Annotated in this window: 10 protein-coding genes; 9 read left to right on the top strand and 1 reads right to left on the bottom strand. The window is 41.7% G+C overall.

The genetic code is table 11. From position 1 onward, the window contains the following. Positions 1–50: 50 nt before the first annotated feature. Positions 51–917, bottom strand: a complete 867-nt coding sequence (locus A5877_RS01160; protein WP_005235638.1) for an aldo/keto reductase — start codon at positions 915–917, stop codon at positions 51–53. 117 nt (positions 918–1,034) lie between these two features. Here A5877_RS01160 and A5877_RS01155 point away from each other — a divergent pair, with 117 nt between their 5' ends. The 9 genes from A5877_RS01155 to A5877_RS01115 all read left to right on the top strand — a co-directional run bounded on the left by A5877_RS01155 (position 1,035) and on the right by A5877_RS01115 (position 12,144). Beyond that, entirely contained in the window at positions 1,035–1,682 is a 648-nt protein-coding gene (locus A5877_RS01155) for a hypothetical protein (RefSeq protein ID WP_005235640.1), read from the top strand. Positions 1,683–2,125: 443 nt separating this feature from the next. Beyond that, a complete protein-coding gene (gene hemW, locus A5877_RS01150; RefSeq protein ID WP_086316192.1) occupies positions 2,126–3,316 on the top strand; it encodes a radical SAM family heme chaperone HemW in 1,191 nt (396 codons plus the stop codon). A 182-nt stretch (positions 3,317–3,498) separates the two neighbouring features. Then, on the top strand, positions 3,499–4,542 hold the full coding sequence (hrcA, locus tag A5877_RS01145) for a heat-inducible transcriptional repressor HrcA (RefSeq protein WP_005225934.1): 1,044 nt from the start codon (positions 3,499–3,501) through the stop codon (positions 4,540–4,542). 38 nt (positions 4,543–4,580) lie between these two features. Continuing rightward, positions 4,581–5,168 carry a nucleotide exchange factor GrpE gene (gene grpE / locus A5877_RS01140; RefSeq protein ID WP_005235647.1) on the top strand — a complete coding sequence of 196 codons (588 nt, stop codon included), beginning with the start codon at positions 4,581–4,583 and terminating at the stop codon, positions 5,166–5,168. Between the two features lie 52 nt (positions 5,169–5,220). Further along, entirely contained in the window at positions 5,221–7,050 is a 1,830-nt protein-coding gene (gene dnaK / locus A5877_RS01135) for a molecular chaperone DnaK (RefSeq protein ID WP_005235649.1), read from the top strand. A 126-nt stretch (positions 7,051–7,176) separates the two neighbouring features. Continuing rightward, positions 7,177–8,346 carry a molecular chaperone DnaJ gene (gene dnaJ, locus A5877_RS01130; RefSeq protein ID WP_086316191.1) on the top strand — a complete coding sequence of 390 codons (1,170 nt, stop codon included), beginning with the start codon at positions 7,177–7,179 and terminating at the stop codon, positions 8,344–8,346. Between the two features lie 187 nt (positions 8,347–8,533). Continuing rightward, positions 8,534–9,634 carry a glycerol dehydrogenase gene (locus A5877_RS01125; protein ID WP_086316190.1) on the top strand — a complete coding sequence of 367 codons (1,101 nt, stop codon included), beginning with the start codon at positions 8,534–8,536 and terminating at the stop codon, positions 9,632–9,634. A gap of 409 nt (positions 9,635–10,043) precedes the next feature. After that, positions 10,044–11,009, top strand: coding sequence for a PLP-dependent cysteine synthase family protein (locus tag A5877_RS01120; protein ID WP_086316189.1), 966 nt, complete (start codon positions 10,044–10,046; stop codon positions 11,007–11,009). Then, positions 10,999–12,144, top strand: coding sequence for a cystathionine gamma-synthase (locus tag A5877_RS01115; protein WP_086316188.1), 1,146 nt, complete (start codon positions 10,999–11,001; stop codon positions 12,142–12,144). The genes A5877_RS01120 and A5877_RS01115 overlap by 11 nt, the downstream gene beginning before the upstream one ends. Position 12,145 lies beyond the last annotated feature (1 nt).

Genomic DNA, 12,145 nt, shown 5'->3' with positions numbered 1-12,145 from the left:
CATTTACTGGACTTGATCGGACTGCTTTTTTCAATTAAACGCAAGTATTCTTAAGCTTGCAACTCATCCAATTTCTTCATGTCTTCTTCAGAAATTTCAAAGTCAACTTTGGCATTGTCAGCAATGTATTCTTCATGAACGGATTTTGGCAATGGCAGAATGTCTTTTTGTAGCAAGTAACGAATTGAAAGTTGTGGAATAGATTTTCCATAGGCTTCAGCAATCGTCTTCACTGCATCGTTATCGAGTAAACGACCAGTAGCGATTGGTGAATAGCCTTCCACTAAAATTTCGTGCGCTTTGCAAAATGTCAATAGTTCTTCATTTGTGCGGCCAATATGGTAAATAAACTGGTTGACCATCGGTTTCACATCGCAATGATCAAAAATATTTTGCAAATCTTTTTGATCGAAGTTGGAAACACCAATCGATTTTACTTTTCCACTTAAGTAGGCTTCTTCTAATGCTTTCCAAACATCGATGTTTTCAAGATAAAAATCTTTGTTTTCTGGATTGTTTCCCATGATTTTCCAAGGACGAGGGGCATGGATCAAAATCAAATCGATATACCCTAAGTCAAGTTTTTTTAGAGAAGCATCAATGCTATCAACCGCTTCTTGGTAGGTCTTTAACTCAGCAGGTACTTTCGTGGTAACAAAAATTTCATCGCGGGCAACGCCTGAATCGCGCACAGCTTTCCCAACCGCTTCTTCGTTTTTGTAAGCTGCCGCTGTATCGACATGTCGATAACCATTTTGAATGGCAAATTTTGTTGCGTTGTAAGCATCTTCTGGAGAAGATTGCCAGGTTCCAAGGCCAATCTTAGGAATTGCCAGTTTGTTCTGCAAGGTAAATGTTTCTTGTAATATCACGTATCTCAACCTACTTTCATCGCTTTTTTTTGTTACATCTTCCATTATAAAACGTTTTCTTGTTTGAAACAAATCAGACGCTGAAACTTTTGAGGGAAATTGACTTTCAAAAGGATCTTTGATACATTATCAGCAACCTAAACACAGAAAGATGTGGAAAAAATGGATTTTGTTAAAGAAGATTTTGCCTATTATCGGCGCTCTTTTGAATTGATGTATCGCAGTTATTTCCGTAGAAGAATGATTGCCCTTGGTGTGGCGATTTTGATTATCTTAGGTTATTTACTTTTGTTACAAGAAAGTTTGCTTTTAAATATCATTTTGCTAGTTATATTGCTAGGCATAATGGCGTGGTTGGTTTCACTTTATCAGCGAGCGAGTGAGGTCGTACTTGCTTTCGAAGAAGAAAATCAGGTGCCGCAAATTCATCAACTGACAGAATTTGAGGATCATTATGCGTTCCAAATGAATGATGGAACAACGATGCGCGTGAAGAAAAACGGCAATCGCAACTTTCCTTCCAATAATAAGCAGTACACGTTGATGGCAGGCTATAAAAAAGTTTTCTTTGTGCAACAACCCTTGATGATTTTTTATTATGACCTCTTGGAGATGAAGTATGATGAAGCGTATCGTTTGAAACGAAACCGCCAAAACGGGTTCAATCGTTGGTCGCGTTATTTCAGTTTTCGCTCCTTTAAGGGATCGATTGGCAATGTCTTTCAATTCTTGCTGGGAAATATTTTCTTCTTATTTATTGCGTATCGGTTGATCCGCTATCTGATCGATATTTTGCTGCACATTTTATAACTGTTACCAAGGTGAAGATTCTCATCGTTTTCATAGACTGGTGAAAAAGATGATAGGACTTAATTTTTTTAAAAAGGTATACTTAAGTCAGATAAGACAAGCAATTGTCTTTCATGAATAAGAGTCCTGCTCTTGTTAAGTAAGCCGTCAACAACAGCTTATCTATTGTGGCGCTAACAGTTTGGGGGAAGTGTTAGTTCTTGTAACAAACAGATTTTTTTCTGGGCGGGATAAGAACAAAAGCGGTATTTTACCGTACTTAATAAGAGTAGTGCTCTTTATTTTTTCTATGAATATTTGAAGACATCACTTCTTGGAAGTGGTGTTTTTTCTTGCTTAAAAATAGTCCAAGTGATAGGAGAATTCTAAGAACTATGCTACAATGAGTGCCGGTGCTCTCAGCGGTGGGAGCAAAAAAGAAGGTAGAGGAGAATTACTTAGGAATGCCTGAAGGTCAAACAATAAACGATCCATCTACAAAAAGCGCGCAAAATATTTCTGCGTATATACATATACCTTTCTGTGAACATATATGCTACTACTGTGACTTCAACAAAGTGTTTTTAGAAGGGCAGCCAGTGGATGAGTACATCGAAGCGTTACTAAAAGAAATTGAGCTGACCCTCTTGCGTCAGCCTCTCAATGAGGCGAAAACGATTTATATCGGCGGCGGGACGCCAACGTCGCTTTCGGCGAACCAACTGGATCGATTGCTGTCAGGTGTGCATGAATTGCTGCCAACACACACAACCAAAGAGTTTACAGTGGAAGCAAATCCTGGTGATTTGAGTGAAGAAAAAATGCTGGTTTTGAAAAACCATCAAGTCAATCGCTTGTCGATGGGGGTCCAGACCTTTGATAATCGCTTGCTTAAAAAAATTGGCCGCAAGCATACCGCTGAAGATGTTTATTCAACTATTCAGCTGCTGGAAAAACATGATTTTCAGAATGTGACGATCGATTTGATTTATGCACTTCCGGGACAAAGCATAGAAAGCTTCGGTGATACACTGACGCGAGCGATTGATCTCGGGTTGCCTCACTATGCGATGTATTCTTTGATTTTAGAAAACAAAACCATGTTTATGAACTGGGTTCGCCAAGGGAGAATGGCACTGCCTTCTCAAGAAGCTGAAACGCAGATGTTTGATGAGGCGATCGCCGCGATGACAAAAGCTGGATTGAACCAATATGAAATCAGTAATTTTGCACGACCAGGGTATGAGTCCTTACATAATCTAGTGTATTGGAACAATGAACATTATTTTGGCTTTGGGGCAGGCGCCAGCGGGTATCTTGGACAGACTCGCTACAAGAACAAAGGTCCAATCCAGCATTATTTGAAACCATTACAGGAAAATCAGTTGCCAATCCACGAAATCGAAGAATTGACAACCAGCAATCAAATGGAAGAGGAACTGTTTTTAGGCCTTCGTAAAAAGGTCGGCATTTCAAAAATACAGTTTGCAGAAAAATTCGGGAAGTCTTTTCAGGAAATCTATGGTTCAACGAGCGAACAGTTGATTCAAAAAGGCTGGTTGGCTAGTCAAGGTGACCGTGTCTTTTTAACGAAAGCTGGGATGTTTATTGGCAACGAAGTGTTTGAAGCATTTCTCTTGGATGCAGAAAAATAAGAAAGAACGAGTAAGAGAAGTAGCCATTTCGTGCTGCTTCTTTTTTTGATTTCTTTTTTAGCACTCTCTTAGAAAGAGTGCTAAAAAAGTGATGCAAATACTTGACATTCCTAGCAAATATGGTATATTTATAATCGTGTTAGCACTTAATAGGAATGAGTGCTAACGGAGGAGTGGATAAAATGTTGACACCTAGACAACAAATGATTTTACACCTCATCATCCAAAATTATACGAATACTGGTCAGCCCACGGGCTCGAAGCGATTGATGGAAGATGGGGTTGAAGCTAGCTCTGCCACCATTCGTAATGAGATGAAGGCGCTGGAAGAAGCTGGACTTCTGTTAAAGACACATTCATCTTCAGGGCGTGTGCCGTCAATAAAAGGGTATCGCTATTACGTTGATCACTTATTGAAGCCATCGGAAGTTGACCAAAACGAAATTCAAACCATTCGTCATTCTTTTGGAAAAGATTTTCATGAAATCAATGAAATCATCCAGCAGTCTGCCACGATCTTGTCCAACTTGACTAGCTATACAGCGTTGTCTCTCGGGCCAGATATGAAGGAAAGGAAATTGACCGGTTTTCGAATCGTCCCATTGAATGCACGACAGATCATCGCGATCATCGTGACGGATAAAGGGAATGTCGAAAATCAAGTCTTTACTCTTCCTGAATCGATGAGCAGCGAAGATTTGGAAAAAATGGTAAGGATCATCAACGACAAATTGATCGGTGAGCCTCTAATGACGGTCTACCATCGTTTAAGAACAGAGATTCCTATGATTCTGCATAAGTATTTTCAAACGACTGACGGAATCGTTGATCTCTTTGATACGATGCTGAGCCACATTTTTGAAGAAAAAATCTTCGTCGGCGGGCGAATGAATCTTCTGGATTTTGAACCGACGCAAGATGTTAGTCAGTTCAAATCGATGTATTCATTTATGAAAAATGCAGATCAGCTGACACAGCTGCTGGCGCCAAGAGATTCTGCGATTCAAATCAGAATCGGCTCTGAGCTTGGCAATGACTTGTTACAAAATATGAGTCTGATCCAAGCTAGCTATGAAATCGAAGGTCATGGACAAGGAACGATCGCTTTATTAGGTCCATCAAGTATGCCGTATTCACGGATGTTTGGTTTGATGGAAGTTTTTCGAGGCGAGTTAGCAAAAAAATTGGCCGATTATTATCGCGCATTAGACGCTGCCAATGAATAAGCGGCAATGAAACAAATCGTAGAAGGGATGGTTGAAACGTGACGGAAAAAGAAGAGCGTTTAGATGAAGAATTAGATAAAACTGCTGAAGAAACCGCAGAAACAACTGAATCTTCAAATGAATCAACTGAAACTGAAGCACAGACTCCTCAACCAGAGGAAGAAACAGTGGAAAAAAGCGAATTGGAACTTTTGCAAGAAAAGAATAATGAATTGGAAGATCAATTCCTGCGTGCTCGTGCAGAGATCGCAAATATCACTTCACGTAACCGCAACGAGCGGGAACTTTTACAAAAATACCGCTCGCAAGATCTTGGCAAAAAACTGTTGCCAGCAATCGACAATTTGGAACGAGCGATGGCAGCAGATGTCGATCAAGACCAAGCGGCGAATTTGAAAAAAGGCGTTGAAATGGTTCTTGAAAGTCTGCGTCAAGCCTTAAAAGAAGAGGGAATCGAAGAGATTCCTGCTGAAGGTGCAATGTTCGATCCGAACTTGCATCAAGCGGTGCAGACTGTACCTGCCTCTGATGAAACACCGGCAGACACAATCGTTACTGTCTTGCAAAAAGGGTATAAATTGCATGATCGTGTCTTGCGTGCAAGCATGGTCATCGTTGCACAATAGTTCTTTCTATCTATAAGTAGATGTTTAAATTAAAAAAGGGAGTGTATTACTTATGAGTAAAATTATCGGTATCGACTTAGGAACAACAAACTCAGCTGTTGCTGTCCTTGAAGGCGGCGAAGCAAAAATCATTACGAATCCAGAAGGAAACCGTACCACACCTTCTGTTGTCTCATTCAAAAATGGTGAGATCCAAGTAGGGGAAGTTGCAAAACGCCAAGCAGTGACAAATCCTAATACGATTTCTTCTATTAAACGCCATATGGGTGAAGCTGGATACAAAGTAGAAGTTGAAGGCAAATCGTATACACCACAAGAAGTTTCCGCAATGGTTCTTCAATACATCAAAGGATTTGCTGAAGACTATTTAGGGGAAAAAGTTGAAAAAGCAGTCATCACTGTTCCTGCATACTTCAACGATGCACAACGTCAAGCAACCAAAGATGCTGGTAAAATTGCCGGTCTTGAAGTAGAACGGATCGTCAATGAACCAACTGCCGCAGCTTTAGCTTATGGGTTAGATAAAACAGATAAAGATGAAAAAATCTTGGTCTTTGACTTAGGTGGCGGTACTTTCGACGTATCGATCCTTGAATTAGGTGATGGCGTCTTTGACGTATTATCAACTGCTGGGGACAACAACCTAGGTGGGGATGACTTTGATAACAAAATCATCGATCACATGGTAGCAGAATTCAAAAAAGAAAACGGCATTGATCTTGGAAAAGACAAAATGGCTTTGCAACGTTTGAAAGATGCTGCTGAAAAAGCGAAAAAAGACTTGTCAGGTGTAACAAGTACACAAATCAGCTTACCGTTTATCACAGCTGGCGATGCTGGTCCATTGCACTTGGAAATGACCTTGACTCGTGCGAAATTTGATGAATTAACAGCAGACTTAGTAGAACGTACAAAAATTCCAGTACGTCAAGCTTTGAAAGATGCTGGTCTATCACAATCAGAAATCGACGAAGTGATCTTAGTTGGTGGTTCAACTCGTATTCCGGCAGTAGTTGATGCTGTACGTAAAGAAACCAATAAAGAACCAAACAAATCAGTAAACCCAGATGAAGTGGTAGCGATGGGGGCTGCGATCCAAGGTGGCGTGATCACTGGGGATGTGAAAGATGTTGTCTTACTAGACGTTACACCATTATCATTAGGTATCGAAACGATGGGTGCTGTCTTCACAAAACTGATCGATCGTAACACAACGATCCCTACAAGTAAATCACAAGTCTTCTCAACTGCAGCAGACAATCAACCAGCCGTTGATATCCATGTCTTGCAAGGGGAACGTCCAATGGCTGCTGATAACAAAACATTAGGAAGATTCCAATTGACGGATATTCCACCAGCACCTCGTGGCATCCCTCAAATCGAAGTAACATTTGATATCGATAAAAATGGGATCGTTAATGTTTCTGCAAAAGATTTAGGTACACAAAAAGAACAAAAAATCACGATCAAATCATCTTCAGGTTTATCAGATGAAGAAATCGAACGTATGGTAAAAGATGCTGAAGCAAATGCTGAAGCCGACAAACAGCGCAAAGAAGAAGTTGATCTACGCAATGACGTCGATGCATTGTTGTTCACTGTTGATAAAACATTGAAAGAGCTTGAAGGCAAAGTGGATGCAGACGAAGTCAAAAAAGCGGAAGAAGCTCGTGATGAGTTGAAAGCTGCGGTTGAAGCAAACAACTTAGAAGAAATGAAAACGAAACGTGATGCTTTGAATGAAATCGTACAAAACTTAACCGTTAAATTATACGAACAAGCAGCACAACAACAAGCACAAGAAAATCCAGAAGCTGCACAAGGCGGCGCAGACGATGTGGTTGACGCCGACTTTGAAGAAGTAGACGGTGACGATAAATAATCGCTGTTTGTGAAAAAGCCAAAGTCACCGCTTTGGCTTTTTCTTATGAATTTGCGAAACGTATTTTTCTAGAGCGAATTATATGCTAAAATACGAGAGACGCAAGAATAGAGTGGAGGGAAGCCAATGGCAGACAAAAGAGATTATTATGAGGTCTTAGGTCTACAAAAAGGGGCTTCGGATGACGAAATCAAAAAAGCTTATCGTAAGCTTTCAAAACAATATCATCCAGACATCAATAAAGAACCTGATGCAGAAGCAAAGTTTAAAGAGATTTCTGAGGCCTATGAAATATTAAGTGATTCCCAAAAAAGAGCTGCTTATGACCAGTATGGTCATGCTGGTACCGATCCGAACTACGGAGGCGGTTATGGCGGTGGATTCGGCGGCTTTAACAGTGGCGGATTCTCCGGTGGCGGTTTTGGTGGATTTGAAGACATTTTCGAATCGTTTTTTGGTGGTGGAGGCGGCAGAGCAGCCAATCCTAATGCACCTCGACAAGGAGCAGACTTGCAATATGCGGTTGATCTTTCCTTTGAAGAAGCGATTTTCGGAGTGGAAAAAACTGTTCAATACAATCGTGAAGAAACCTGTCATACCTGCGGCGGGAACGGGGCAAAACCAGGTACTTCACCAGAAACCTGTCATAAATGTCATGGTGCAGGTACTATCAATGTTGAACGTCAAACACCGCTTGGTCGTGTAATGAGCCGTCAAACCTGTGATGTTTGTCATGGAACTGGGAAAGAAATCAAAGAACCATGTACAACCTGTCATGGTACTGGCCATGAAAAGAAAAAACATAATGTAAAAGTCAACGTGCCTGCAGGTGTCGAAGATGGACAACAAATGCGTTTATCTGGCCAAGGGGAAGCTGGAACCAATGGTGGTCCTTATGGGGACCTATACGTTGTTTTCCGTGTGGAAGAAAGTGATATTTTTGATCGTGACGGTTCAGAGATTTATTACGAGTTGCCGTTGAACTTTGTCCAAGCAGCTTTAGGAGATGAGGTCAATGTGCCAACCGTTCACGGGAATGTGAAGTTAAAAATCCCAGCTGGGACCCAAACAGGTACGAACTTCCGCTTACGCGGTAAGGGAGCCCCTCGCTTACGGGGAGGCGGCAATGGCGATCAACAGGTCAAAGTGAAGCTGATCACACCTAAGAACTTAAATGAGGAACAAAAAGAGGCATTGCGGGCTTATGCAAAAGCCAGTGGCCATGAAACGAACGAACAACAACCAGAAGGATTTTTTGATAAAATGAAAGATGCTTTTGGTGGGAAAAAGAAATAACCATGAAAAAATCCAACTCATGCCCTTATAAAACCATCCGTTTTATAAGGGCATGAGTGTTTGTATGGCTATAAATGTGCAGTATGGGCAAGAATCGAATCTTCTTGGCCATCTTTTTTTCTTTTCCTTTGAAATCGCTTGCTTAGTGTGTCACAATAAAAGTAGACCAATTAAAGGAGGAGATACAATGGAAAGAATATTTGCGAGTCCGTCACGATACGTTCAAGGAAAAGGGGTCTTGAAGCATGGGTTATCCCATATCAAAGATTTAGGAAAGAAAGTGCTTCTTTTGACCGATGAAACTGTTTGGAAAATTGCCGGTGAAGAACTATTTGAGAACCTGAAAGCAGCCGAGTTAGAACCGGTAAAAGAAATTTTTGGTGGAGAAGCTTCTGCAAATGAAATCGATCGTATCGTCTCTAAAGCCAAAAGTGAATCAATCGAAGTGATTGCCGCATTAGGTGGTGGGAAAGCCATCGATACTGGGAAAGCTGTTGCGGATGAATTGAAAATACCGATTGCTGTTTTGCCAACGATTGCCTCCACTGATGCACCAACTTCGGCACTTTCTGTTATTTATACTGATGAAGGTCGTTTTGAAAAGTATCGTTTTTATAACAAAAATCCTGAACTTGTCTTAGTGGATACCGCTGTGATTGCCAAAGCGCCTGCCAAATTGCTAGCCGCTGGTATTGCGGATGCACTCGCAACCTATGTCGAGGCACGTGCTGTTGCTCGAAGCCATAGTAAAAATATGGTCGGCGGGGTGCAACCAATTGCCAGCATGGCGATCGCTGAAAAATGCGAAGAGATCCTTTTTGAGAATGCCTTAAAAGCCTATCAAGCGAATAAAAAACAAGTCGTTACCGAAGCTTTTGAACAAATCGTGGAAGCCAACACTTTGCTTAGTGGATTAGGCTTTGAAAGTGCAGGTCTGGCAGCAGCTCATGCGATTCATAATGGCTTGACAGCCCTTGAAGGAGACGTTCATGATCTGACCCATGGTGAGAAGGTTGCTTACGGAACACTCACTCAATTGATGATGGAAAATGCAGATCCTGAAGAGCTCGACCAATATATAGAATTGTATCAGGCATTAGAATTACCGACGACATTATCCGACATGCATCTTGCGGAAGCCAGCGATGCAGACCTATTAAAAATTGGCGAGCAAGCAACCATCGAAGGGGAAACGATCCACAATATGCCATTTCCGGTTTCTGCAGAAGATGTTGCAGCAGCGATCAAAGCCGTGGATGCCTATGTGAGTGCTTACTATCCTCTATGATGTTATTTTATTAAAGATCATCAATGTGTGCTCGGTGAGTTCAAAAAACGTTTGACAATAAAAAAGAGTCGTGCTATTTTGATAACAAGCAAATTAAAGGAGGGAACAAGACATGACAAACGTCAACACACAAACTACCTGTTGTTGTTGTATGGTGCAAAAAGCAGCATACCGATTTGTCATGCCTATTATTAGTTCCTTTGTCGCAGAAGATCGCTGAAGTTTCTTTAGTGATTCACTTCTATCCGGATAAGACGACATTTTTTTGGGGTACTGATGTAATAGTCAGTACCCCTTTTTGTTTGCTGTTTTTTACCGCTTTCATTGGCGACGGCTGATGATTGCAATTGAAAATGAGTACATGAAGCATACGAGTTGTGCCAAACAAAGTTGAGCGAGGAGTCGAGCGATGATCGTTAATAATATAAAAGCATTGATTGGGCACACCCCATTCTTTGAATTTGATGCCGCAGCATTTGGCGGCAAAAAGGGAAGTACCATCTATGCGAAACTTGAGTATTTAAATCCTGGTGGAAGTATCAAGGACCGCTTAGGAAAGTATTTGATCGATGAAGCGTTTCGCGAGCATGTGATCGATCATGAGACAACCGTTATCGAACCGACAGCCGGAAATACCGGGATTGGCTTAGCTATTGCCGGGATCGAGCATGGACTAAAAATGATTTTTGTTATTCCAGAGAAATTCAGCATTGAAAAGCAGCAATTGATTGAGGCATTAGGCGCAACTATCGTTCATACACCAACGGAAGCTGGCATTCAAGGGGCAATCGAAAAAGCAAAGGAATTAGCAAAAGGACAGCCGAATAGTTTTATGCCATTGCAGTTTCATAATCAGAACAATCCTGCAGCCTATCAAGCAACATTGGGGCCTGAGATCTATCAGGAATTACATGGGAAAATTGACAGCTTTGTTGCAGGCGCTGGCAGTGGTGGTACTTTTGCGGGTGTCGCGACGTACTTAAAGAAGCAAAAATCAAGCACTCGTCTTGCTGTTGTTGAACCGGAAGGATCAATCTTGAACGGCGGTCCTGCCCATGGCCACGAGATTGAAGGGATCGGTGTTGAGTTCATTCCACAATTTTTTGACGATTTGCTTATTGATAACATTTATACGATAAGTGATGCCGAAGGCTTTGCCTTTACTCGTTACTTGGCAAGAAACTATGGTCTGCTTGTTGGAAGTTCAAGTGGAGCCGTGATGGCAGCAGCAGTAAAAGAAAGCCTCGAATTACCAACCGGAAGCTCGATCGCCACAGTCTTTCCCGATGGTGGCGACCGCTATCTATCAAAAAAGATTTATGCTGGCCAATCAGCAATCACACCATTCATAGGAGGAACAAACAATGCATTTTAATACAAAAGTAATTCACGGCGGTATCAGCGAAGACGAACTCACCGGTGCAGTCAGTGTGCCAATCTACCAAACATCTACCTATCGGCAAAATGCTCTTGGTCAGCCAAAGCAATATGAATACAGTCGTTCAGGCAACCCAACTCGTTTTGCCTTAGAAGAATTGATTGCGGATCTTGAAGAAGGCGCTCAAGGGTTTGCTTTTGCCTCTGGATTAGCAGCCACCCATGCGATCTTCACGCTTTTTCAGACAGGAGATCATGTCATTTTAGGAGATGACGTTTATGGCGGGACATTTCGTTTGCTTCATCAAGTATTAGAAAAAAGCGGGTTGACTTATTCACTTGTCAAAACCGATGATTTAGTTGCTATTGAAACAGCAATTCTTCCGGAGACCAAAGCGATTTTTCTGGAAACACCGACGAACCCGCTGTTAAAAATCACGGATATCAAATCGGTTGCGAGACTAGCTGCCCAGCACGATCTCTTGACGATCGTGGATAATACCTTTGCGACGCCATATTTTCAAAAGCCGCTACAATTAGGCGCAGATATTGTGATTCACAGTGCTACCAAGTATCTCGGTGGACACAGTGATGTAGTAGCTGGATTAGCGGTTGCCAAAGAGCCGCTAATCGCCGAAAGAATTGCCTTTTTACAAAACGCTATTGGCGGTGTATTGGGGCCTCATGATAGCTGGTTGATCCAACGAAGCATCAAAACACTTGCTTTGCGGATGAAAGCACATCAAAACAATGCGATGAAAATTGCCCACTATTTACAAGCACATCAAGCTGTCGCAAAGGTCTATTATCCAGGATTGATTGACCATGAAGGTCATGAGATCGCCAAATCACAGATGTCTGGGTATAGCGGTATGATATCTTTTGAACTAAACGATGAAACGAAAACAGCCGGCTTTGTTGAATCATTAAAGATTTTTACTTTAGCAGAAAGTTTAGGTGGGGTGGAAAGTTTGGTTGAAGTGCCAGCCGTGATGACTCATGCCTCGATCCCTAAAGAAATCCGCCAGCAATCAGGGATCAAAGATGGCCTGATTCGGTTGTCGGTTGGCATCGAAGACAGTGAGGATCTTCTGGCGGATTTAGAACAAGCGTTTGAAAAGGCAGGTAGCTAGT

The organism is Enterococcus sp. 3C7_DIV0644 (assembly GCF_002141235.1).
Taxonomy (GTDB): domain Bacteria; phylum Bacillota; class Bacilli; order Lactobacillales; family Enterococcaceae; genus Enterococcus_D; species Enterococcus_D entomosocium.
Note: the sequence above shows the minus strand (reverse complement) of the source record. Positions and strands in the feature narration are given on the sequence as shown.